The 25,622-nt window shown below is 44.8% G+C and carries 20 protein-coding genes; 12 read left to right on the top strand and 8 right to left on the bottom strand.

What is annotated here, in order from left to right; genetic code table 11:
• Nucleotides 1-4: 4 nt before the first annotated feature.
• The 4 genes from LG368_RS01940 to gyrA form a co-directional block, all read right to left on the bottom strand.
• Nucleotides 5-2,212, bottom strand: coding sequence for a bifunctional prephenate dehydrogenase/3-phosphoshikimate 1-carboxyvinyltransferase (locus LG368_RS01940; protein ID WP_226753042.1), 2,208 nt, complete (start codon nt 2,210-2,212; stop codon nt 5-7).
• A 53-nt stretch (nt 2,213-2,265) separates the two neighbouring features.
• Entirely contained in the window at nt 2,266-3,387 is a 1,122-nt protein-coding gene (pheA, locus tag LG368_RS01945; RefSeq protein ID WP_226753043.1) for a prephenate dehydratase, read from the bottom strand.
• A 24-nt stretch (nt 3,388-3,411) separates the two neighbouring features.
• The gene (serC, locus tag LG368_RS01950; RefSeq protein WP_226753044.1) at nt 3,412-4,491 is read right to left on the bottom strand and encodes a 3-phosphoserine/phosphohydroxythreonine transaminase; all 1,080 of its coding nucleotides are present in this window, start codon (nt 4,489-4,491) and stop codon (nt 3,412-3,414) included.
• 89 nt (nt 4,492-4,580) lie between these two features.
• The gene (gene gyrA, locus LG368_RS01955; protein ID WP_226753045.1) at nt 4,581-7,262 is read right to left on the bottom strand and encodes a DNA gyrase subunit A; all 2,682 of its coding nucleotides are present in this window, start codon (nt 7,260-7,262) and stop codon (nt 4,581-4,583) included.
• A gap of 329 nt (nt 7,263-7,591) precedes the next feature.
• Between gyrA and ubiG the strand changes: the two genes are divergently transcribed.
• From ubiG to LG368_RS01970, 3 genes are all read left to right on the top strand, one after another.
• Nucleotides 7,592-8,314, top strand: a complete 723-nt coding sequence (gene ubiG / locus LG368_RS01960; RefSeq protein WP_226753046.1) for a bifunctional 2-polyprenyl-6-hydroxyphenol methylase/3-demethylubiquinol 3-O-methyltransferase UbiG — start codon at nt 7,592-7,594, stop codon at nt 8,312-8,314.
• Nucleotides 8,315-8,337: 23 nt separating this feature from the next.
• Nucleotides 8,338-9,081 (top strand): YciK family oxidoreductase, encoded by a 744-nt coding sequence (locus tag LG368_RS01965; protein WP_226753047.1) that lies wholly within the window; start codon nt 8,338-8,340, stop codon nt 9,079-9,081.
• Nucleotides 9,082-9,279: 198 nt separating this feature from the next.
• Nucleotides 9,280-12,171: an insulinase family protein gene (locus LG368_RS01970; protein WP_226753048.1), complete on the top strand. Its 2,892-nt coding sequence runs from the start codon at nt 9,280-9,282 to the stop codon at nt 12,169-12,171.
• A gap of 27 nt (nt 12,172-12,198) precedes the next feature.
• Here the strand turns inward: LG368_RS01970 and LG368_RS01975 are convergent, their stop codons facing one another.
• The gene (locus LG368_RS01975; RefSeq protein ID WP_226753049.1) at nt 12,199-12,765 is read right to left on the bottom strand and encodes a hypothetical protein; all 567 of its coding nucleotides are present in this window, start codon (nt 12,763-12,765) and stop codon (nt 12,199-12,201) included.
• Nucleotides 12,766-12,868: 103 nt separating this feature from the next.
• Entirely contained in the window at nt 12,869-14,071 is a 1,203-nt protein-coding gene (fabV, locus tag LG368_RS01980) for an enoyl-ACP reductase FabV (RefSeq protein ID WP_226753050.1), read from the bottom strand.
• 162 nt (nt 14,072-14,233) lie between these two features.
• Here fabV and LG368_RS01985 point away from each other — a divergent pair, with 162 nt between their 5' ends.
• Nucleotides 14,234-15,469 carry a glycosyltransferase gene (locus LG368_RS01985; RefSeq protein WP_226753051.1) on the top strand — a complete coding sequence of 412 codons (1,236 nt, stop codon included), beginning with the start codon at nt 14,234-14,236 and terminating at the stop codon, nt 15,467-15,469.
• Nucleotides 15,470-15,531: 62 nt separating this feature from the next.
• Here LG368_RS01985 and LG368_RS01990 read toward each other — a convergent pair whose 3' ends face one another.
• Both LG368_RS01990 and LG368_RS01995 read right to left on the bottom strand, forming a co-directional pair.
• Nucleotides 15,532-15,723, bottom strand: coding sequence for a DUF1289 domain-containing protein (locus tag LG368_RS01990; protein ID WP_226753052.1), 192 nt, complete (start codon nt 15,721-15,723; stop codon nt 15,532-15,534).
• A 131-nt stretch (nt 15,724-15,854) separates the two neighbouring features.
• Nucleotides 15,855-16,571, bottom strand: a complete 717-nt coding sequence (locus tag LG368_RS01995) for a YebC/PmpR family DNA-binding transcriptional regulator (RefSeq protein WP_226753053.1) — start codon at nt 16,569-16,571, stop codon at nt 15,855-15,857.
• Between the two features lie 345 nt (nt 16,572-16,916).
• On the opposite strand from LG368_RS01995, the gene LG368_RS02000 reads away from it, so the two are divergent.
• The 8 genes from LG368_RS02000 (at nt 16,917) to LG368_RS02035 (ending at nt 25,613) form a co-directional block, all read left to right on the top strand.
• The gene (locus tag LG368_RS02000) at nt 16,917-18,323 is read left to right on the top strand and encodes an ATP-binding protein (RefSeq protein ID WP_226753054.1); all 1,407 of its coding nucleotides are present in this window, start codon (nt 16,917-16,919) and stop codon (nt 18,321-18,323) included.
• 17 nt (nt 18,324-18,340) lie between these two features.
• A complete protein-coding gene (locus tag LG368_RS02005) occupies nt 18,341-19,021 on the top strand; it encodes a response regulator (RefSeq protein ID WP_226753055.1) in 681 nt (226 codons plus the stop codon).
• A 40-nt stretch (nt 19,022-19,061) separates the two neighbouring features.
• Nucleotides 19,062-20,012 (top strand): AEC family transporter, encoded by a 951-nt coding sequence (locus LG368_RS02010; RefSeq protein WP_226753056.1) that lies wholly within the window; start codon nt 19,062-19,064, stop codon nt 20,010-20,012.
• Nucleotides 20,013-20,108: 96 nt separating this feature from the next.
• Nucleotides 20,109-22,130 carry an ATP-binding protein gene (locus LG368_RS02015; RefSeq protein ID WP_226753057.1) on the top strand — a complete coding sequence of 674 codons (2,022 nt, stop codon included), beginning with the start codon at nt 20,109-20,111 and terminating at the stop codon, nt 22,128-22,130.
• 2 nt (nt 22,131-22,132) lie between these two features.
• Nucleotides 22,133-23,503: a sigma-54-dependent transcriptional regulator gene (locus LG368_RS02020; RefSeq protein WP_226753058.1), complete on the top strand. Its 1,371-nt coding sequence runs from the start codon at nt 22,133-22,135 to the stop codon at nt 23,501-23,503.
• 90 nt (nt 23,504-23,593) lie between these two features.
• Entirely contained in the window at nt 23,594-24,481 is an 888-nt protein-coding gene (locus LG368_RS02025; RefSeq protein WP_226753059.1) for a helix-turn-helix transcriptional regulator, read from the top strand.
• 21 nt (nt 24,482-24,502) lie between these two features.
• Nucleotides 24,503-25,039, top strand: coding sequence for a flavodoxin (locus LG368_RS02030; protein ID WP_226753060.1), 537 nt, complete (start codon nt 24,503-24,505; stop codon nt 25,037-25,039).
• A 259-nt stretch (nt 25,040-25,298) separates the two neighbouring features.
• A complete protein-coding gene (locus tag LG368_RS02035; RefSeq protein ID WP_226753061.1) occupies nt 25,299-25,613 on the top strand; it encodes a DUF3301 domain-containing protein in 315 nt (104 codons plus the stop codon).
• Nucleotides 25,614-25,622 lie beyond the last annotated feature (9 nt).

A 25,622-nucleotide genomic window follows, 5' to 3' on the forward strand; every position in this document is an offset into this window, starting at 1 on the left:
ATAACTATTGCGCTACCGAGCAATGAAAACCTAACTGCAAAGTAACACCTTCTAACTCATTGAATTCTTGTAATAATTTTTGGCAATCATTGATTTTTACCGCCGATTGACTGCGTGCTGCTAGGGCTATCATGGCCAACGCCAGTTTGTCATCACCGGCACAGTCTAATTCACCGCCGCAAGGCACTCCCCCCTGAATCAGTAGATCGCCATGCTCATAGGTTACATCAATATTCAGGTGTCCTAAGGCATCGACTAACGCCAATATACGATCCTCATGATAGTAAGGCAGGCCATTTAAACCTTGAATACGGCTTTCCCCCCTTGCATAAGCAGCCGCAACACACAAAAGCGGCAACTCTTCTCGGAACTGGTAACTTTGCTGCGCACTCAGCGTAAAGCCATTTAATTCCGCAAACCCTGCTTTTACGTCGCCTTTATAAAGACCAGACTCATCTAAATGAGGAATAGAGACATTCGCTCCAATGGATTGCAATAGACACAACAGAGCATAAGACACTGAGTCTAAACCGGCATTATCCATGATTAAATCAGATCCTGGCAGTATATTAGCCAACAATACCAACCACACCATTTCATATTCATCGCCGGATAACACGACATCAGTGGCTAATAAAGGAGCAGGCGAAACATGAAAAACAGACTCATCCAACGACATTTGCATCCCAAATTGACGAAGCAAAACCTCACAGTGAGATAGACCAGACAAAAACGGCGTTACCTTAGCCTGTGTTGGTGAATACAAGCTCGCCAACAATGCCGCCATACGAAGCTGCTCAGAACCTGTATTTAATCTCAGCGTCAAATTTTCAGACTCTCCGGGAGACAAATGCACTGGCAGACAATCCGTTACTTCTGAAGTCACTTCTCCGCCCATTTGACGGACAACTGAAAACAACTCACCCATGGACTGTTTTAGTAAAACGCCTTCCGCAATAACAGATACAGGAAACGATTGACCGGCTAAGACAGGCAACAATAGATACAAACTCTCTCTTGATTCATGCACGTTAACAGGCGCAATAGGGGCTTTTAGGCCTCTTAGTCCAACGCCATGGACACGAAGATGGCCTTCTGCCACCTCCTCAATCACAACCCCCATATCACGAAAGGCCTGCATAGTAATTCTCACATCACCAGCAAGGTCTATATTTCTTACCTCACTGGTTCCCTCTGAGAGAGCCGCTATGGTAATCACTTTGTGTGACAAGGATTTGTCACCTAATAAAGAAAGTTCACCTTTGATAACCGATGCGGGTAAAACTGAAATAGAGACAGGACGAACCTCTTTCACCACGCCACCGGTACGCTGCTCAAGCAAACGTAAAAAATGATCGCGTGCCGATTTGGCGCGCGTAAACACACCAAACATACTCGCACCATCACCTTCCTCAATTGCAGTACGCATATCAGACAAGCGATCTGTAAAATGATCAAGCGTCGCTAGTGTCGCCTCTTTATTGGCCATAAAAACATCACGCCACATGACAGGATCACTTGACGCAATACGGGTAAAATCGCGAAAACCACCCGCCGCAAATTTAAAGATATCTTGACTGCGTTCACCATTCGCCAAGGCATCAACTAAGGTGTAAGCCAATAAATGAGGTAAATGACTCGATGATGCCAATACATGATCGTGGTGCTCGACATCCATACTAACGACATCTGACCCAACGGCTCGCCAAAGGTGGTGAAGCTTATCCAATAAGACGGGATTACTGTCTGGCAAAGGAGTGACGATCGCCATATGCTTTTCAAAAAGCAAAGGATTTGAAGCTAAAACACCGCTTTTCTCTGCCCCCGCAATAGGGTGACCCAAAATGAAATTCCCAGGCACAAAACCAAATACACGACGAACAGCGTCCACGACACTGCCTTTTGTTGAGCCGACATCCGTCACCAAGGTACGCTTCGATAAAAACGGCTGAAGGTCAGAAATCACAGACTCCATTGCTCTCACTGGCGTCGCCAAGACAATCACATCCATCTTAGACACGTATTCAGCAGTTATTTCGGCAGGGAAATCAATCACCCCCGTCGACACACCTAAGGCGAGCTCACCTTCACGACGGTCGACGCCATATAAGGTTGCCAAACCACGATCTTTGAGCGCTTTTGCAAACGACCCACCAATCATGCCAAGACCAATGATCATGACATTACCGAATTTCTTATCCTCAACTGTCAAAGCAAAACACCCCATCCAACAACATGTTTACACCGCGAAGTAATACGACATTATTAAAGCACCGCGACAGGGTAAGAACCCAGCACCTTTACCTCGGACGCACGACTTCGTAGCGCTTCAATCACCACTTGGCAAGCTTCATCTTGATAGTGACCAACAAAATCGATATAGAAGATATAGCCCCAGCGACTCATTAAAGAAGGACGTGTTTCGAGGCGTGTCATGTCCACTCCGTGGCGCTCAAACGCTTCCAGTAGGTGGTACAAAGCGCCCGGCTCATTCTTAGCACTAATAAGTAAAGATGTTTTATCTTTGCCACTTTGTGGTACGTATTCATGTCCGACAATTAAGAAGCGCGTTGTATTGTCAGGCCGATCTTCTATATTAGCCGATACTTTTGTCAGCCCATAAAGCTCACAGGCGACTTCACCCGCAATGGCGGCAATGGCCTTACCACTTCGCCCTGCATCGGCTGCCAGTCGTGCGGCTTCTGCATTTGAGCTGACTGCCACACGCTCAACATGGGGCCAGTAACGATCTAACCAAGCGCGACATTGCGCTAAAGACTGCTGATGGGAATAAATATGCGTCACATCGTCCGCATTGATATTCGGGCTTACCAATAAATGGTGATGAATACGTTCTTCTACTTCACCACATATTTTTAAACGCGAATCACGAAAACTGTCTAGGGTATGATTAACCACACCCTCTGTTGAATTCTCTACAGGCACCACACCATAGTTAGCCGCCCCCGACTCCACTTCACGAAACACTTCGTCAATGGCAGCCATAGGTGCACTGATAATGGATTTACCAAAATGCTTCAACGCCGCTTGCTGGGTAAACGTTCCTTCTGGGCCTAAAAAAGCAATGCGCATTGGTTTTTCAAGCGCCAAACAAGAAGACATGATTTGACGAAACACCTTCGCCATCTCTTCATTACCAAGTGGTCCTTCGTTACGCTCCATCACACGTCGCAACACTTGCGCTTCACGTTCAGGGCGATAGAAAACCACCGCCTCATCGCCTTGCTCAGCCAGCTTTACTTCGGCTACTTTTTGAGCGCATCGAGCACGCTCATTGATCAAGCTTTGTATTTGCGAATCAATTGAATCAATACGATCACGCAATAACGGCAGTGTATCGGGCACGGCCTGTTTTGAATTCGACATATTCTTATTATCCAACTTTTACTATTAACCGTGACGCTTTTCGAAAGCACGCATAAAGTCAATTAACGCCTCAACACCTTCCATTGGCATCGCATTGTAAATACTCGCTCTCATACCACCTACTGAGCGGTGCCCTGCTAACGTTCGCAAACCCGCCGCTTCAGATTCTTTCAAAAAGAGCGACTCAAGAGAGGAATCCGCCAAGGTAAAAGGCACATTCATTCGAGAACGATAAGCTGGATCGATAGGGTTTGCATAAAACGCGCTGGAATCAATGTAATCGTATAACGCTTGAGCTTTACGAATATTAATCGCTTCAATGGCTTCTACTCCACCCTGAGCTTCTAACCACTCAAATACCAAATCCGCCAAGTAAATAGCGAACGTCGGTGGCGTATTGGTCATAGAGTCATTAGCGGCTAAATTGGCAAAATTCCATAAGGTCGGCAGACGATCACTGCTTCGTACCAATAAGTCTTTGCGGATGATGCAAATAACCACACCAGCAGGACCAATATTTTTTTGGGCGCCCGCATAAATGACACCGTATTTACTGACATCAATTTTGCGCGAAAGAATCGTGGAAGATAAATCCGCTACAATAGGCAAGCTAGTGTCAGGCAATTCAGAAAACTCTAGCCCACCAATGGTCTCATTTGGACAAAGATGGAGATACGCGGCTTTTTCGTCTATTTCTAAATCAGAAAATGCCGGCACGGAAGTGTAGTTTTGCTCTTTTGTTGAACCCACCACATTAACCTTGGCGTATTTCTTTGCTTCTTTGATCGCTTTTATCGACCAAGCGCCTGTATCTAGGTAACACGCTGTCTCAAAACCGTTCGTTAAATTGGCTGGTATCTGAGCAAAAAGCGTTGAGGCGCCCCCTTGCAGAAACAGAACCTCATAATCGTCATTTATGCTAAGCAATCGCTTTAAACGAGCCTTTGCCGATGCCAAAATGGACATAAATTCCGTGCTTCTGTGACTCATTTCCATCACAGACACACCGGCACCGTGCCAGTCTAGCATTTCAGCTTGTGCTTTTTTTAACACCGCCTCAGGAAGAGCGGCGGGACCAGAACAAAAATTATATACTCGGCTCATTCTGCGTATTACCTCTAGATGTTTGCAGCCATTGTTTGTTAACACACTCTACAACAAAAACGACGCACCTAAGTGCGTCGTTGTCTTTCTTAGTTTGCTTCAGGTTCTTCTATATCAGGAGACTCATCAGCATCCTTTGTCACTTGATCTACTTCAGCATCATCGTCTATTGCTTCGGAAGCGATCTCTTCATCTTCAACAACACGTTCAATACCAACGAGATGCTCGTCATTTGTCAGACGAATTAACGTCACACCTTGCGTATTTCGACCTTGGCAGGACACTTCCGTCACACGAGTACGAACCAATGTTCCTTGATCAGTAATCAGAATAATTTCATCCGTTTCGTCGACCTGTTTCGCACCAACCACGGGGCCGTTACGATCAGAAACTTGGATACCAATTACCCCTTGACCACCACGACCATAGACAGGGAAGTCATCAATTAGGGTACGTTTGCCATAACCGTTTTCGCAAGCCATCAGAACCGCCAAGCCTTCTTGCGGCACGATTAAAGACACCACTTTCGCTTCTTCATTCAGACGAATACCACGAACACCTGCTGCGGTACGACCCATAGGACGTACATCTGACTCTTTAAAACGAATTGTTTTACCAGAAGACGAAACCAACATAATATCGTTGTTACCGTTGGTCACAGAGACACCCACCAGCTCATCCGTATCGTCTAAACTCAATGCGATTAAGCCAGTAGAGCGCGGACGAGCAAAGTGCTGCATTGCCGTCTTCTTCACAGTACCTTTCGCAGTTGCCATGAAGATATAGCTGTCGGTCTCAGAAGCCGCCTCATCTACAGACTCTGTCGTATCACCTTCAGATTCCGTGTCTTCAACAACAGGTAGAGGCAGAAGCGCCGAAATACACTCCCCTTCACTTAATGGCAATAGGTTAACAATAGGTCGCCCTTTTGCACCACGACTTGCCACCGGAATTTCAAACACACGCAACCAGTAAACTTTACCGAAATTACTGAACAACATAATGGTGTCATGGCTACTGGTTACCAATAGATGCTCAATATGGTCTTCGTCTTTCATGCTCGCTGAAGACTTACCACGACCACCTCGACGCTGAGCTTGATACTCCTCTAAAGGCTGAGATTTGGCGTAACCGGTACTTGAAATAGTCACCACCATGGGTGCCTCATCAATCAGATCCGCAATCGTTAGGTCTTGGCGTGACGTTAAGATCTCTGTACGACGTGCGTCACCGAAGGTATCACGTACTTCTTCTAGCTCTTCACGAATCACTTCCATAAGCCGATCTGGGTTAGAAAGAATGTTCAGCAGCTCACCAATGGTCTCGATTAATGCCTTGTATTCGCCAAGAAGTTTATCGTGTTCCAAACCGGTCAAGCGATGCAGACGTAAATCCAAGATAGCTTGAGCTTGCTCTGGGGATAAATGATACGAACCATCAACGAAACCAAAGCCTGCTTCTAAATCATCAGGTCGGCACGCATCCGCGCCCGCGCGCTCCAGCATGGCAACCACATTACCCGGCTCCCAAGACTCGCCCACCAACTTCTCTTTCGCCTCAGCGGACGTTGGGGAGGTACGAATTAACTCAATGACACGATCAATGTTCGCCAAAGAAACGGCCAGACCTTCCAGGATATGACCGCGCTCACGCGCTTTACGCAATTCAAATATCGTACGACGTGTTACCACCTCGCGGCGATGTTTTACAAAACACTCAAGTATCTGCTTCAAATTCAGTAACTGTGGGCGACCATCAACCAGGGCCACCATGTTCATCCCAAATACGGACTGAAGCTGAGTTTGCGCAAAAATATTATTAACAACAACATCGGGATTCTCACCACGACGCAGCTCAATGACAATGCGCATACCATCTTTGTCAGACTCATCGCGCAATTCACTGATGCCTTCAAGCTTTTTCTCTTTTACCAGCTCGGCAATTTTTTCAATGACTTTGGCTTTGTTTAACTGGTAAGGAATCTCAGTAAAAACAATGGCTTGGCGATTGCCTTTTTCCATGTCTTCAAAATGGTGACGTGCGCGCATGTAAATTCGGCCACGTCCCGTTTTGTAGGCTTCAACAATGCCAGCACGACCATTAATAAAGGCGCCTGTCGGAAAATCAGGTCCTGGGATATGCTCAATTAATTCATCAATGGTCACGTCAGCGTTATCGATAACCGCCAAACAACCATCAAGGATTTCACCCAAATTATGAGGGGGAATATTCGTTGCCATACCAACAGCGATACCCGCTGACCCGTTTACCAACAGACCAGGGACACGTGCTGGCAACACTTCTGGCATAAATTCCGTGCCATCATAATTGGGCACGAAGTCGACCGTCTCTTTCTCAAGGTCCATAAGGAGATGATGAGAAATTTTAGCCATACGGATTTCGGTGTAACGCATCGCAGCTGCACTGTCGCCATCAACAGAACCAAAGTTACCTTGTCCATCGACTAAGGTGTAACGCATGGAGAACGGTTGTGCCATACGAACAATGGTATCGTACACAGCAGAATCACCATGAGGGTGATATTTACCGATAACATCACCGACGATACGCGCCGATTTTTTGTACGGCTTGTTCCAATCATTTTTCAGTTCATTCATCGCAAATAAAACGCGACGGTGAACAGGCTTCAACCCATCACGCACATCAGGTAATGCTCGACCTACGATAACGCTCATGGCGTAGTCGAGGTAAGATCCTTTCAGTTCATTTTCGATACTGACAGGAATAATTTCTTTGGCTAATTCACCCATAGATACAATTGATCCTTATGCCTCGGAGTCTAGAAGACGCCCCAATCTCTTTTTTATAAGCGCCATATCATACCATAAGGAAATAAATAACACTCCTGCAAGGTGGATGTTTTGTTGCCCTTTGGGCTATTTAAAAGAAGAGATAAAAACAAAAGCACCTTGTCGAAAAATGCACCGTATAAGACAGGGCGAACGAACAAAGCAAGTTTGCTATTGGTCGACCCATAGGTTGACGGTATACTAAAAAACAGACCTTACGCTGGGCACCTTCAATACATCGAAGGAGGCCCCTTTTAATCATCAGTAAACAAACATATGGACATCACACAATGACCACAAATCAACAAACCAATGTAGACCTCGACGAAGTCGCAAAATTTGAAGCCCTAGCCAGCCGCTGGTGGGACACAGAAAATGAATTTAAACCGCTGCATGACATTAATCCGTTGCGTACACAATATATCAATGAACGATCCAACGGTTTAGAGGGCAAAAAAGTCATCGACGTCGGTTGTGGTGGTGGAATTTTATCTGAAGCAATGGCAACACTGGGTGCCAATGTGAAAGGCATTGATATGGGGGAAGCACCACTGGCGGTTGCCAAGCTTCACAAAGAGGAATCAAAACTCGATATCGATTATGAAAAAATCACCGCTGAAGAAATCGCAGAGCGTGAAGCTGGCCAATACGATGTGGTCACTTGCCTAGAAATGCTTGAACATGTCCCTGACCCTTCTTCTGTTATCAAGGCCTGTATGACACTGGTTAAACCAGGTGGTCACGTCTTTTTCTCAACGATTAACCGTAACCCTAAATCCTACCTTTTTGCCATTATAGGGGCGGAATACGTGCTAAAAATGTTACCTAAAGGCACACATGATTACGCCAAATTTATCCAACCATCAGAACTAAGCAATTTTGCTCGCCAAGCTGGATTAGACGTGACACACATGACGGGCTTAACTTACAACCCCATCACAAAAGTCTATAAGTTGACTGAACGAGACGTGTCTGTTAATTACATGATGCACACACAAAAACTCGACGCCTAACAAAAAAGGCACAAGGAGGAGATATGTTTCATTATCAAGCCCCAAGCCAACTACTAAACGACAAAGTCATTCTTGTGACTGGCGCAGGTGATGGTATCGGTAAAGCCGCTGCCATCCAGTACGCCAAATATGGCGCCACGGTTATTTTGCTTGGTCGAACACTCAAAAAACTTGAGGCAGTTTACGATCACATCGAGCAACAAGGCTTTCCTCAAGCAGCGATCGTGCCATTGAATCTAGATACCGCGGCCGAGCACGACTATATGGAGCTTGCGAATACTTTAGAAGCGGAGTTCGGCCAACTTGATGGCATATTACATAATGCTAGCCTTCTGGGTGACAGATCCCCCATTGCGACTTACGACCCGGTTCTATTTGAGCAAGTCATGCGCGTTAATGTGACCAGCCAACTCATGTTAAACAAGGCCCTTATGCCTTTACTACAAAAGGCTCGGAACGCTTCGATTGTCTTTACCTCTTCTGGCGTTGGACGAAATGCAAAGGCAAACTGGGGAGCTTATGCCGTATCAAAGTTTGCCACCGAAGCCATGATGCAGCTAATGTCCAGTGAAATGGCTGAACACTCGCCTTCGATTCGTGCCAATGCTATTAACCCTGGCGCAACTCAAACCAGCATGCGAGCAAAAGCGTACCCTGACGAAAATCCTGACACGCTCGCAACGCCAGATGACATCATGCCTCTCTATCTCTATTTGATGGGAGAAGACAGTGTGGAAATAAACGGTCAATCGTTGAACGCTCAATAGAAAGCCGCACTCGACACCACAGGCCGTCAGATCTGTCAGTCGCAAAGGAATGAAAAGTCTAGTCTTAGACCATTGCGCCTGACGGGCTGCTTCAGTTAGTCTGATGACATGATTACTCTTTTAAAGCGCCTCATCATTTGTTCGCTGTGCTTAGCCCTCTACTCTGTTTCGGCTCAAGCACACACAACGCGCCACTCAATGACCACACCACCCCCCCAAAATCTAACTAACAGCGACTTCTCGGCGATGGACATGCCCTCTAGCTTACCCCTTGATAAAGTGACTGCTGTACTCAAGAAAAGCCTAACCGACCAAAACAATTACCACCACATGACATTAGATAATGGACTCAAAGTGTTGCTGGTGAACGACCCAAAAGCAGAGCAATTTTCAGCGTCACTCTCCGTTGGCGTTGGAAACTTCCAAGACCCTGACGACCAGCAGGGCTTAGCACACTTTCTTGAGCATATGCTGTTCCTAGGGACAGAAAAATACCCTGACCCTGGCAGTTATCAAACCTATATTCATACCCATGGCGGTTCTCACAATGCTTACACCAGCACGGATACCACAAATTTCTACTTTGATGTAAAACCTTTGGCCTTTGAGGGTGCTCTTGACCGCTTCTCACAGTTTTTCATCGCACCTTTGTTCAGTGAAGAACTGACACAACGGGAAAAAAATGCCGTGGATGCAGAATACAAGGCAAAATTAAAAGAGGAAGGTCGGCGCAATGCACAGGCATTTAAAACCCTAATCAATCCTGATCACCCTTACAGCCATTTCACTGTTGGTAATCTAGATACTCTTAAAGATCGTCCACATAAAGCACTTCGCAAACAGTTACTGGATTTATATAACGCCTATTACCACAGTGACAATATGGCTTTGGTCATGGTGGCAAATTTAGACAACAGGCGCATGGCCGCCTTAGCAAAACGCTATTTCTCTGATATTCCACAAAAAAAGAAAACGAAGCCACTGCAATATCCAGCCCTCATTTCACCCCGTCCACTTCAATCAAATAGAGCCCCTCAGTTGCAGTTTGTTCGCTCTCTCGCTGACAGCAATATCATGACGCTTTATTACCAAATTGATGCCCAAGAAAAACACTACGAAACGCAACCAACACGCTATCTTTCCTATATTTTAGGCAATGAAAACAAAGGTTCACTCTATGCTGAATTGAAATCAGAAGGCCTGATTAATGCACTAAGCGTTGGCATCACACCCGATTACGGCAATCATGCCTTCTTAAAGGTGGCTTTTCGCCTAACAAACGAAGGACTCGATAACATAGACCGTGTCGCCCAACAGTTTTTCGCCACACTGAGTCTCTTAAAGTCTTCCCCGGTGAACAATCTGTACCTTACCGAAGGCGTACAACTGAGTCAGCTGATGTTTGACAACCAGAACTATGTCAACCCACAAGACCTAGCGCGCTCTTTGTCTGCAAGACTACTGACAACGCCTGCCACCGACATTTTAAGCTGTTTCCGACTTGAAAAAGCCGCAACAGTAGAGCATATAGAACAACTTCTAAAGCAACTCACACCGCAGAACCTACTGATACAAGTGGTCTCAGACAAGCATTTTCCAGAACAGTGGTCAGATCAGACGGTGCTCTGGCAAACCGAACCTTGGTACCACACCGAATACAGTAATCTGCCTTTGGGCCATGATTTTCTAAGCATGATGGAACGCGACATCAAGAACACACACGTCAGCCTGCCTGAAAAGAATGTCTTCATCCCTGACTCCTTGGCACTCATCACAGAACAGCAAGACGTCCCCTCCGTTGTCTTTCAAAAGCATGGCTTCACCTACTGGAACAAATCTGGTCACAGTTTTGGCAAACCTACGGCTATGAACTTTGTGGGCCTGCGTTTTGATCATGCTGCTGATAGCGCTAGAAACGCCCTACTCAATCGACTTTGGACAAGACTGTTCAATGACAGCGTCAGCGACGAAACCTACGCACCCTATGTTGCAGGGTTAGGTTACGCTCTGTATCCACACAGTAACGGCATTACTCTGCGCACCAGCGGCTATTCTGATAAACAAAATACCTTCACTACTTGGCTGATTGATCAGTTTTTTCTCTTTCAACCGACACAAGAGCGATTTGAGCAAATAAAATCCCAACTTGATAAAGACCTAGCGAATCACAACAATCAACAGGCGTTCAGAAATGCCAACAGCGCATTTTCGACCCTCATCACCAAAGACAGCTCGACGATCGAGGCATTGGCCAACGAACTACCAACAGTCACAATAAAAGAGCTAAACAACTATATTAAATCGGCAAGACAGGATTTTGACGTGGTTGGCTACAGCACAGGCAACGTCACCAAACAACAGTCAAAACAATTGGCGAATTCTCTGTATCAACGCTTTACTGGTCGCCTCAACACTCGTAAGCCCATTGAGATTGAAACAAAAACCATTACCGCACATAAGAAATATCACCATCGATTTGACTCCACCAGTAATGACAGTGTTGTTTTATATACTTTGATCGACACCAGCACACAAACACGCAGTAAAGCCATTATAGAGAAAGCTTACTTTTCCCTTTTGAGACGCCTAATTGGCAGTGCTTTTTATCACGAACTGCGAACCCAACAGCAGCTAGGCTACATTGTTGGCGCTCAAAATCTCAGCATCCGAAATACGCCCATACTCGGGTTACTGGTGCAGTCTCCTGATAAGGACACCGCAGCCTTGATTCAAGCCATAGAACACTTTCTAGATGAGCAAACACAGGCATTGACCGAGGTGTCAGAAGATGCATTCAATCAAGTAAAGCACGCTTTGCTAGGTGAACTAAAAATGACAGCGAAAAACCTCAGTGATAATGCCTTATCGGAGTGGCGTCAAATCGCCAAAGCAGAACCAGACTTTCACACTCAACAAGAGTGGATTAAAAATGTGGAAAATATAAAAAGAAAAGACTTCATTGCGTATATAAAACACAAGCTTGAACGAAACGACATCGCTACGATTGTTGTCCATAATCAACGCTTTCCTGAAGATCTAATCAAACAAGAAAAATGGGAGCCCATATCAGCCAGCGACAATCATTTATAGCTTAGATTAACGGTCAAAACACGCTCTTTAACCGCCAATCAGAGCTTCAAGCTGATCCTCTTTTGAGGCGGGTGGCTCAATATCATCAGCTTGAGTAGATTTGGCATTAACAGCACTTGAATCAATGGCCGAAAATTCTCCCACATCAGGCATAACCTCTTCTACTGTCGGTTTAAGGTCGGGCTCTTTGTTTATTCCTTTCACCTCATCAGCAAAAACACCAATATCAGGCATCATACGCAGGCGCTTTTCTTGGATTTCATCCGGTATTGTGCCGGTAAATAATACGGTAAAAGGCGACTCGTCTGTTCTTTTATTCACTTCGTCAAAAATAGCTTGCTCACGAGCGGCAATTTGGCTTTGCTCCAAGTAAGGCAAGGTTTTTCCATCGGCAGAAATAACGAGATTAGGCCCTAGCGTGTTCTGAGCGTTCTCCGCTGGAATAACGGTAATATCCGCATCGGTACTCAAAACAACTTGATGCTGAGAATGAATCACCCGATCACCATAGATGATATCAACAGACTGAAGCTCAACACTCTGCGCATTCACAACGCAGGGGACGACAAACAGCAAAGCAAACGCGTATTTCATACACCTCCTCACAACACCGACAGGCAATAATGCAAACAACATGCTACCAATAAAAAAGGAGCCAAAGCGATGCTAAGACTCCTTTAATCTAATCTATAACAGGTTACAGAGTGATCACATCAAAATCCGCTTCAGGGTTCGCATCGGCTTCGTAATCCACGCCTTCAATACCAAAACCAAAAAGCTTTAAGAACTCATCTTTGTACAGCTGATAATCCGTTTCAGCAAAAAGATTACTGTCATTGATTTGTGGCCACAAGTCACGACACGCCTGCTGCACATCATCGCGCAATTCCCAATCATCCAAGCGCAGACGATTCATATCATCGCTCAGTTCGGCAGGGTTATGATTATTGTAAAGACGCTCAGAGAACATACGGTAAATCTGATCCATACAGCCTTCATGAATTCCTTTTTCACGCATAACACGGAATACCATCGCTAGGTATAAAGGCATCACAGGGATAGCCGAAGACGCCTGAGTCACCACTGACTTCAGTACCGCCACATTGGCTCCTCCTTCCAAAGGCGCCAACTGTGCGTTAATCGCACCCGATGCACGATCAAGGTCTTCCTTTGCTTTACCCAGCGCGCCATGCCAATAAATAGGCCAGGTAATGTCCGAACCGATGTAAGAATAAGCGACTGTTCGTACGCCTTTCGCCAATACGCCGGCTTCGTTCAGAGCAGACATCCACAATTCCCAATCCTGACCACCCATTACGGTAGTGGTAGCCGCGACTTCTTCTTCCGTTGCTGGCTCAATTTCCGCTTCGATAATCACATCTTTGTTGGTGTCGATCGCGGTTGAGCGGTAAGGCTGGCCAATCGGCTTTAATACTGAGCGAATCACTTCGCCCGTATCTGGCATTTTACGAACAGGCGACGCCAAGGAGTAAACAACCATATCGATCTCACCCAAATCTTCTTTGATGAGCTCAATGACCTTGGCGCGCGCTTCATGGGAAAAGGCATCGCCATTGATACTTTTTGCATACAAGCCTTCTTCTTTTGCCGCTTTATCAAAGGCAGCAGAATTGTACCAACCCGCTGTGCCCGTTTTTTTCTCTGTACCAGGCTTTTCAAAGAACACACCAATCGTCGCAGCACCAGAGCCAAACGCAGCCGCAATTCGAGAAGACAACCCATAACCACTGGATGCCCCAATGACCAATACTTTTTTAGGGCCATTTTCAACCAAGCCTTTGCGCTTTGTGAAGGCAATTTGGTCTCGTACATTTTGCTCACAACCAACAGGGTGAGTCGTTGTACAAATAAATCCGCGAATTTTAGGTTTGATGATCATAATACTGTCTCAATGTCATGTTTGCTTACCGCACTGCCCCACTTTTTATAAAAGCTTAACGGACAATACAAATCTGCCCACCATGATACAATAGCCACCAGAATATGTCCTAATTCTGTGCCAAATACAGAATTGAAAAACCGTCTGTTGTGAGAAAATAGCGTGAATGTACTTGTTATCGGCTATGTATGGCCCGAACCTAACTCTTCTGCCGCCGGCAGCAGAATGATGCAGTTACTGACTTGTTTCCACCAACAAGCGTGGCAAGTGACCTTCGCCAGTCCCGCTCAGCAAACTGAGCACATGGCCGACCTCACCAAACTCGACATCAGCACGGAAAACATTGTCCTTAATGATGCGTCCTTTGACACCTTTATCGCCGATAAGCGTCCTGACATTGTTGTATTTGATCGCTTTATGATGGAAGAGCAGTTTGGCTGGCGTGTCGAAAAATACAGCCCTGATTCCTTACGCGTTTTGAACACGGAAGACCTTCACTCATTACGACAAGCACGACATCAAGCACTAAAGCAGAAACGCCCTTTTAAAACAGATGACCTGTACACAGAACACGGTATCCGTGAGATCGCTGCCATTCATCGCTGCGATCTCACGTTGATGATCTCAGAAATGGAAACAAAACTGTTAATTGACGAATTTCACCTGCCTGAAACCCATGTCTTCCATTTACCCTTTATGCTTCCAGAACCGGAACCCTTAGAATCTCTGCCGACCTTTGAGGTACGACAGCACTTTATTAGCATCGGAAACTTTCGCCATGCGCCAAACTGGGACGCCGTTCTGCATTTGAAATCCGATATTTGGCCAAGCATTCGCCAACGACTGCCTAAAGCGGAGTTGCATATCTATGGTGCTTATCCGCCACCAAAAGCCACGCAATTGCATAACCCCAAAGAGGGCTTTCTCGTAAAGGGGTGGGCGGAAGACGCTCAAGCGGTTATGCAAAATGCACGACTTTGCTTGGCACCACTGCGCTTTGGCGCAGGTATTAAGGGGAAATTAGTTGAAGCGATGCAAACAGGCACGCCCAGTATCACCACCACAATTGGAGCAGAATCCATGCATGGTGAGCTCCCTTGGAACGGTGTGATCAGTGATGACACCGCCACCTTTATCAACGCCGCGGTTTCTCTTTATAAAGACAAAGACAGTTGGCAGTGGATGCAAAAAAACGGTCATGCCATCTTGATGGCGCGTTACCAAGCAAAAGAGTGGCAAACAAAATTAATCAATCGGCTTATTTTACAAAATTCACTAAAAGATACACTGCGAAAAAAGCACTTTTTGGGCTTAATGCTTCGTCATCACACCCTTAAGAGCACCCAATACATGTCGCAGTGGATTGAACTTAAAAATTCAGACAAGGGTAAACCTTAGAAACTCGATGAATTAGAGCCACACAGGAAAAGCAAAACGACGACCAAGAAGTAAAAGACGAGTCAGCCAACCAGCTGACTTTTTGCTTCCCGTTCGCGCACTTTTTTCATTATTTCATATTGCGCATCGTAGTCTAATCGCCCCCAAACACTGATTTCTTGGCCTGTGCGGTAACAACCTACACAAACATCATCGTCGTTTAATAGACAGATACTGACACAAGGCGACGTCATTTGTGGTTTGGACTCTGGCATAATATTCTCGTATTTTTCTCTTCAAATGTGCTTTTCGGACGGGTTTATCACAGTGACATATACCGTAAAAAAACGCCCTGATAATGGACTTACCAGAGCGTTTTACTCAATGTGTCTGTGTGTAAAAACGTTTAATATTCAGCGTTATGATAAACGCGCTGCACATCATCTAAGTCATTTAGAAGGTCTAGGAAGCGATCAAACTGCTCCACATCGTCCCCTTCGATCTCCGTCATATTCTGGGCAACGAACTGGATCTCATCCACTTCAAACTCAATCTCACCCAACGCTTCCATGATGGCGGTTTTGGCTTTATTGTAATCAGTATGCGGTGCAAAAACCGTCACCTTCCCCTCTTCTAGCTCAATGTCTGTTACATCGACATCGGCCATCATTAAAGCATCCAACACCACCTCTTCGTCAGTCCCCGCAAAAACGAAAATCGCACTGTGGTCGAACATGTGGCTGACGCTGCCTTGGCTGCCAATTTTGCACTTAACCTTATTAAAACAAGTACGCACATCACCAAAAGTACGATTTGGGTTATCAGACAAGCAATCCACAATCACCATGGTGTTACCAGGACCAAAGCCTTCATAACGGGCCGTATCAAAATCTTCTCCGCCGCCACCTTTCGCCTTATCCAGCGCTTTATCGATGACATGAGTTGGCACTTGATCTTTTTTGGCTCGATCAATAAGAGAACGCAACGCCAAATTACCATTCGGATCAATACCACCGGATTTTGCGCAAACATAAATCTCACGGCCGTATTTACTGTACACCTTGGCTTTTTGATCAGACGTTTTTGCCATGGACTCTTTGCGGTTTTGAAAGGCTCTGCCCATTACATATTCCTATAATTTACTGTCATAAAAACCTGATTCTAACGTGTCACCTAAAAAGAAGGAACTGCTAGCCCACTTAAAATGCTAGAAAACAAAATACCTTTGCGCCTGACACACCGACTTTAGTGACACAGAACAAAGAATTCCTCATTATTTACACGCCAACTAAGTGGTAAAAATTCACCCTAAAACTGTATAGTAAAAAAATCACTAGCTTCGATGAATGAAACCCTTTAATAGTTATGATAATGTCATTTAACACTGGAAATACGACATTATTTTCCCTATGGCTCATTCGTTACAACGCAAATCATACCGTTTAAATAACAGGACCCACTTCCATTTATGGCCATCACCAAAGGGTTAAAAATTCGACATAAACTGTTTGCTGTCTTTGTTCTTAGCAACATTTTATTAATTGTGTCTATGTGGCAGGTCTTTCAATGGAGTTTTGATAAGGGATTTGTTTCTTACGCGACAGAGCGAGACCGAGACTTTTTAGAGCAAATGGCAAATCGCACTGCCAATCTCTATATCTACTATGATGACTGGTATTTCCTGGTACAAGAAAGTCGTATGGAACATGAGTGGCATCAGGCAAAATTAGAAAATATTCGTGACCTTGTTCCGCCACCTAGCACCCCTAACCTCGACCTTATTTACCCTTCTCAATATTATCGCCAACGTTTTTTGTTATTTGATAGTGACCGTAAGCCTATTATCGGCAAGGTACGTTTTAGTGATGCGGAAACCTACGCCGTCAAAGTGGACAGTAACGTAGTGGGGTATGTTGGTTTACGCTCAATAAGAGAACTTGTACAAGATCAGACCTTACGCTTTGTGCGTCAGCAAGGGGAAGCTTTTTTACTGATCTCTGCCTTTATGCTCGCCATTGCCGCGCTATTAACCTGGCCCTTAGCGCAATGGTTAAGTCGCCCAATCATGTCAATGCAAGGGGCGACTAAGAAGTTAGCAGCAGGAAAATACGACACTCGGATTACCGTAAAAGGTGGCGACGAGTTGGCCAGCCTAAGTTGTAACTTTAATAATCTTGCCTGTACCTTGGAGCACTCAAGGGAGGCTCGCAAACGCTGGGTAGCAGACACCGCTCACGAATTAAGAACACCAGTCGCTATTTTACGAGGTGAAATTGAGGCTATGCAAGACGGTATTATTAAGCCTACACCAGACAGTTTGTCCTCATTGCACCAAGAAACCCTACATATTGCACGGCTAATAGATGACTTAAACCAGTTATCCATGCATGATGTAGGCAGTTTAAATTATGAAATGGAGGACGTCTCCATCAATGACATCATTGAGCAGACAGTTCAATCAATGACACTGCCGTTTAATGAAGCAGGTCTGGATTTAGAGTATCAATGCGCTTTAAAGAAACTCATTGTCATGAATGGTGATTCTGATCGACTGCATCAACTGTTCTCAAATCTTATGAACAACTCACTCAAATACACGAATGCCCCAGGAAGACTAACCGTCTCTTTAAGCAAAGAATCAAACAAAGCCGTTTTGCGCTTTGAAGATTCCGCGCCTGGAGTGAGTGACGAAGACAAGGAAAGAATTTTCGAACAGTTTTTTCGAGTCGAAAACTCAAGAAACCGAACAACGGGCGGTAGAGGGTTAGGATTGGCCATTTGCTCAAATATTGTCGACGGTCACCAAGGATCCATCAGTGCTTACCATTCACCTGATGACGGCCTAGGCATAAAAATAGAATTTCCTTTAAATTAACGCGGAATATAAACCTTATGAGTAAAGTACTGATTGTTGAAGACGAACCAAAATTAGCTGAGTTGATGGCCGCTTACTTAGAACAAGCAGGTTATGAGCATCACCACCTTGATCGTGGTGACATTGCTGTAAACTACATAAAAAACAATCAAGTGGACATCGTTTTGCTTGACCTTATGTTACCTGGTCTAGACGGCATTGAAATTTGCAAACAAGTACGTCAATTCAGTGGTGTTCCCATTATTATGGTGACAGCAAAGGCAGAAGAAATTGACCGTCTTATTGGTTTAGAAATGGGTGCCGACGATTATGTTTGCAAACCATTCAGCCCACGTGAAATCGTTGCTCGCGTCAAAGCAAACTTACGCCGCGTTGAGTTAGACCAAACCGAATCCCCAAGAACCGATGGCTTTGACCTCGATGTCGATCGCCTACGCGCCACCTATAAAGGTGAACTGATTGATCTAACCACCGTTGAGTTTCAACTGCTGCAATTGCTGATCAAAGAACCAGGTCGTGTATTTGGTCGCGATTTGATTATGAAAAGTATCTACACAGACAGCCGTGTTGTTAGCGATCGTACCATCGATAGCCACATTAAGAAATTACGTAAAAAAATCTCGACGGTGGCGCCTGAACTTAATGTTATACATTCCGTTTATGGTGCTGGGTATCGCTTCGAAAATAACGACCAATAGATCGTTTTACCTGTACTCGATTCATGACTAAGGAACGACATTGGACAACTTTTTAGACGTACTCGCTTTCTCTTTCTCCATCACCATGCCAATCTTTTTGATACTGGTGCTTGGGGTTATCTTGTACCGAATGCGCGTTATTAACGACAACTTCGTTGATACCGCGTCTAAACTGGTGTTCAATGTCACGCTCCCTGCTCTCTTATTTATCAGCATTTCCCGAACAGATCTAAATAGTGACACCAGTTTTTCTCTGGTTATTTATGCCATGGCCGCCGTGGTGGTTACTTTTCTTGCGCTTGAAGTCATCATGTCTTATTGGGTGCCGGATAAAGCAGACCGTGCCGTGCTCGTTCAGGGCGCTTTTCGCTCTAATATGGGCATCATTGGCCTAGCCTATTGTGTCAACGCATACGGTAATGAGGTGTTTCTTGTCGCTTCGTTGTATTTAGGCGGTGTAACGGTCTTGTTTAACATTCTTTCTGTTATTGGCTTAAGTCGTGGCTTGGGAAAAGACACCAATGCAAAAAGTATTTTAAAAGGCATTGCCAAAAACCCTTTAATTATTGCCATTGTCGCTGCTTTCGCGACGTCAATAACGGGCATAAAACTCCCCCACACCTTGTATCAAGCGGGTGACTATTTTGCTCAAATGACGTTACCCCTTGCTCTGTTATGCGCTGGCGCGTCATTGAGCTTTAGTTCATTAAGAAGTGGGATCGCTGGCCCCATTCTTGCTTCATGTGGCAAGCTTATTTTCGTCCCCATTGCTCTCACGCTCGGTGGCTTTTTGCTAGGGTATCGTGGCATGGAGCTTGGCGTGCTGTTTCTGATGTCATCCGCTCCTACTGCATCAGCAAGTTACATCATGGTTCGTGCAATGAATGGCAACTCTGCTTTAGCAGCCAACATCATTGTTATCACCACGATTGTTTCGTTATTTACCACCAGCCTTGGGGTAACACTATTGCGCAGTTTTAACTTGATGTAATTAAGAAAAACACGCTAGTAAGAACACGCGAGACTTTATTTGATTTCACAATTTCGAGAACATCGGCTGTTTTTTTCCACTCTAGGGGGCGTTATTTTGACCGCCCTCTTTTTTGCTATTAACAGCATCGCCTACCAGGCGCTTATCATTGGCAAGCACTCTGAAGGCCAAGACCAGCTACTCGACTACGTCATCGAATTACGCAATGAGCTGAAAAACTATCACATTTTACCCTTTGCTCTCGTTGATAACCCTACCATCTTAGCCTTCATGGATAACCCAAAGGACGACAAGCTCACACAGCGACTTCATCGTCATTTGGAAGATCTAACTCATGTTTCAAAGACACAAGATTGGTTTATCCTATCGACGCAAGGAGATTTACTTGTTTCCAGCGAGCAGTCCCCAAATTTTTCTTTAGACGACTACTTCAATAAGCAAGATCTCAGCAACACCTTAAAAGAGCAACAAGGTGAATACATTCTAGTATCGGGTTACAACGCGGACTACAACAAGTCATCTCACCTTGTCTTAGCGCCCGTTTATACATCAAAAGGCTTAGCGGGTGCCATTGCCGTTCGCATTAATGTCAGTGACTTAATAGAACGTTGGAACATTTCAAATGACTTAGTCGTCGTTACCGACCAAAACAACCTCACATTTCTTGCCAGCAAACTCAATCGCAATATCGTTCAAAACTGGCTCGACAACCTTATCGATGTCACCTTTATCAATGACACTCGCGCTAAAACCTATGTGTTTGACCATGAAAACCACCTTGTCCAAAATGTCACATTGGACGATTTAAAATGGCAAATTCACTACTTGTCTAATCTGCAAAGCCTACAGAAGAAAGCCCAAAATATTGCCTTCGTCAGCTTAGGGATTTTTGCGCTGTTTTTTCTCTTCTGGCTTTACCGTCGAGAGCGAGCGCTCAAGATCGCCTCCAAATTAGAAAACGAGAGACTGATTGCTGATCGCGCTCAACAACAGCGCGTTCTGATCGAAAACACACATGTTGGTCTCTTACAGCTGACACGATTCGGCGAAATTGCGTTTATTAACCCTATGGGATTACGCTATTTTGGCAAAACGGCACAATTAAAAAACCGTGATTTAAAAGAGTTTCTCCCTGATTGTCCTGAAAACGAGGTCGCACTTTCATTTGTTCAGCAACTTCAAAAAGGTGACCATCGTCAGCTCTCTGCGTCGAATCTATTAGAGCAAGAGGTATTGCTCAGAAAAGATGACGGACAACACTTCCCCGCTCTACTGTCAGTTTCCTCTTTAGAGTGGAGCGACGCCAACGGTTACTTGGTTACCCTAATCAATATCAGCAAACGAAAAAAAGCAGAACTCAATTTATTAGAAGCCAACAGCCGACTAGAAGAACGCGTACTAGAAAGGACGCAAGCACTACAAGCCGCACAAAATGAGCTATTACGCACTGAAAAGCTGGCGGCTATCGGGCAAATGTCAGCGGCCATTGCCCATGAGCTTAATCAACCCCTAACAGGCATTCGAACCCTAGCTTATACGGCAGAATTATTGGTCAAACGCCAAGACGCTGAGCAAGCCTTGAAAGTCCTTCTGGATTTAGAAGCGCTCGTCGTCAGAATGCAGAGCTTAACCAGAGAACTCAAAGTACTGGCTTATCGACGCCCTGAACAATTAGTACCAACCTCGATCAAAATATCCGTTCAAAAAGCGATCAAGAGTCTGGGCGATGACGCACATGGCATAGAATGCAGCATTGAGGTAGACGATAATGATTACGTTATCGCAGAACCCACTCGTCTGGAGCGCATTTTTGCGAACCTTATTAGCAACTCCATACAGGCCTGTGTCGAACAGTCTATTCCGCCATCGATTCGTTTCTTTCTAGAAAAGACAGATCAACACTTTATTATCAACTATCAAGACAACGGCCCAGGTATTGAAGACGCTCAGTTAACTCAAATATTCGAGCCCTTTTTCACCACTAAGCCCATTGGTAAAGGGTTAGGGTTAGGGCTGGCCATCAGTGCCAATTTAGCCAAAGATATGAATGGTAAGCTACAAGCCAAACACAATACCGACGCACAATTAGTTTTTCGCTTAACCCTGTTGAAGGCCTAACCATGGATAAAAACGCCCATAATCAAATTGAAATCTGGCTACTTGACGATGATGACATCGTTCGCTCCACAACCGCTCAATGGTTACGCCTGTCTGATTATAAGGTACGAGAGTTTCAAGAAGCGTCTGACATTATAGCGCACCTTTCTATTGGAGAGCCTTGCATCATTGTCAGCGACATTCGAATGGAACCCATGGACGGTTTGACTTTAATGACCCACTGTTTGACACAAGAGTCCGAGCTCCCCTTTATACTCATCACTGGACATGGTGATGTAGACACCGCTGTGAACGCCTTACGTGATGGTGCTTTTGATTTTCTCGAAAAACCCTTTGATCCAAATAGACTGTTGCAAACCGTCGAAAAAGCCATTCAGTTACGTAAAGTTCAATGCCAACATGCCAACCAATCCCAATACCTTGGCGATATTCAAGGGCTAGAAGAAAGTATTATCGGTCAACATGAACAAATGATTCGTGTACGCCATCAAATTCGTACTTTTGCAAGTATGGATACTCACGTCATTGTGTACGGAAAAACAGGGTGCGGCAAAGAGTTGGTCGCAAGAGCGCTGCACGATTGCAGTCCACGTAGCACTCAACCTTTTGTCGCGATTAACTGTGCGGCCATACCGGCAGACCTATTTGAAAGCGAACTCTTTGGCCATGAAGCAGGCTCCTTTACTGGCGCCAACAAAAAGCGTGTGGGCAAGCTTGAACATGCCAGCGGCGGCACACTATTTTTAGACGAAATAGAAAGTATGCCATTAGCCATGCAAATAAAGCTTTTACGCGTATTGCAAGAAAACCAACTGGAACGTATTGGCAGCAATCACACGATTAAAATTGACTTAAGGGTCGTGGCTGCCGCAAAAAACGATCTACAGACCCTTGAAAATTTTCGTCAGGATTTGTTTTTTCGCTTAAATGTTTCTCAAATTCACCTTCCCGACTTACGCTGCAGAGGCGCTGATATCCCACTGCTTTTCGAGCACTTCTGTCGCCTTGCCGTGAAAGAGCGTGGTGGCGATGTCAGACAATTAAGCCCAATCGATCATGAAACCCTCACTCTCTACGGCTGGCCTGGTAACGTTCGAGAGTTACGCAATGTGGCGCTTCGTTATGCTTTAGAGCCCAACACCAGCGTCGCTAAAATACTCGCAGGCTATCAAGCTCAAGACGATATTGACACCCAATCTCCTCTACCGTTAAGCGTAAAAGTTCAAGAGTTCGAACGTAGCCTTATTGAAGCCAGCATTAGGCAGCAAAAGGGCAATATCCAACTTGTTTTAGAACAACTGCAACTGCCTCGCAGAACACTAAACCAGAAAATGCAGAAATATGGTCTTAACCGTGCAGACTATTTGAATTAATTTTTACGTATTTTTTAATGAGAACCACTTGCATTAGATTGAAAAAACCTTTTAAATGATAACCATTATCGAATTAGAGGGTGGTCACCAATGCAATTACATTTGCGCGATGTGTATAGTGAGCAAGGCGCGGTTAAGTCTGAGTTTTCTTCTTGGCTAAAGGGTCATCGAAGATTCAGTGCCTTGCTACCCAATCTTAGTTTGGTGAACCAATACCTCAACAGTCATGTAGATTTACTTATTCAAGAAGACGCACCAGCTGGATTATATTTCTCTTTTATTGGTAAAGGCCCCATTCACAGCGTTAACGACATCGACTCTGTGCAAATTAGTTATCATCCAAAAAGTATACATGGGCAATTCCTTGTAGAAAAAAATCAACCCAAAAGCATTTTACAGGCAAGAATCACTCCGTCACTTCTAGCTTCTGTTCTTGGTGAAACAGAAGAGCAAATCATTCAACATTTCAGTGGCATGAAGGAGAAACTGGGTATAGACAATGGCATTATCGAACTGTCTGTTACAGTCAACACCACACGATCATTGATTCCTGTGCTTAATCACCAAGGCCATGCCATTAGTTTAGCAGGTCATATTTATTCGCTGATATTTGGTTTAATTGAACAATTGCAATTGCTCAGTCACCTATCACAATGTAACAACTGCCAGCGTAAGCTATTTCAAGCACAAAATTTAGTCGAAATGCCAGAACATGACACACCAAACATTCATCGTTTGGCTCAACAGGTAGGCTTAAACACCGAAGCTTTAGAGATAGGTTTTCATTTGATTACAGGCCAATCTATTGAGCGTTACTGTCTTCATAACCGGATTCAATCTGCGGCGGCAAAAATTAGACAAGACCCTTCTGCTAAAACACACATACTTGCACAAAGTGGTTTTTCTGAAGATCAATTTGAAGCGGCATTTATCCAACATTTTGGTATCGACATTCATCAGTATGGCCAAATTCACTAGTTAACAGGAGCAGTATTGATCATGGCAAACGCATCTATTGCCCTAATTTATGGAACAGATACCAATAACACCGAACAAGTGGGTTATAAAATAGCCAAACAGTGGGAAAACTTTGGCGAACAACTCGATGTTTTTAATATTAAAGATATCGACATTAATCAACTAGAACAATATTCCATGCTTATATTAGGCATCCCTACTTGGGACTTTGGGGGTATCCAAGCGGACTGGGAGGATGTCGGCGACAGCTTAAGTGAATTGTCACTTGAAAATACGGCCATCGCTTTATATGGGCTTGGGGATCAGTTCGGTTACGGTGATTATTTTATTGACGCTGTCGGCTGGCTTTATGAAAAGCTACAAGGTACGAAAGCCTCCTTCATCGGCGAGTGGCCAACCCAAGGCTATGACTTTGAAGCATCAAGAGCCTGTATTCATGACAAGGAACATTTCGTTGGCCTAGCCATCGATGAAGATCAACAGTTTGAACTTACTGATCAACGTATTGAGCAGTGGGTTATCCAACTTTACGCAGAGAGAGCAGTAGAAGCCGCTTAAATAACCGCCTGACTGGCCATTGTATTGACGCTAACGACTCAAATTTGGTTTTCTCCACATTCGCTGCCCCGAATGCCCAAATTTAGCAAACAATCAATGAGGTTATTAGTTGTTTTGTTCTTTCCGTGTGAAGCCCGTGGCTACCTTCTTTTTCTCTCCTGCTTGGGAGGTAGCCACGTTTTTCTTTTCTCTCCTATGTCTTTTCAACTTCTATATTCGTTATGATAGAGGCAGTTTATTTTTCTGCACAGTTGACGTTATGAACCTACAGCTCATTGATATTGTTGTTTTTCTTGCTTTGGCCTCGGTCTTATATGCTTGGTGGTGCAATATCACCATTCGTGAACAAGCACTCAAACGAGCGAAAAAACATTGTGAATCTTTAAACTTACAGTTGCTTGATGGCAGTGTTGCAGGCTCTGGCTGGCGACCCGTTTGGCACAGTGGCATGATAAAAGTCAAACGACGTTACACCTTTGAATTTAGTTCAAGTGGTACCTCACGTTACTCAGGAGAAATCACTTATCTTGGCAATCAGCAGCTTTCTATTTGGTTAAGCCCACACGATTTTTAATCTACTGGG

This window comes from Marinomonas algarum (genome assembly GCF_020532605.1).
Classification (GTDB): Bacteria; Pseudomonadota; Gammaproteobacteria; order Pseudomonadales; family Marinomonadaceae; genus Marinomonas; species Marinomonas algarum.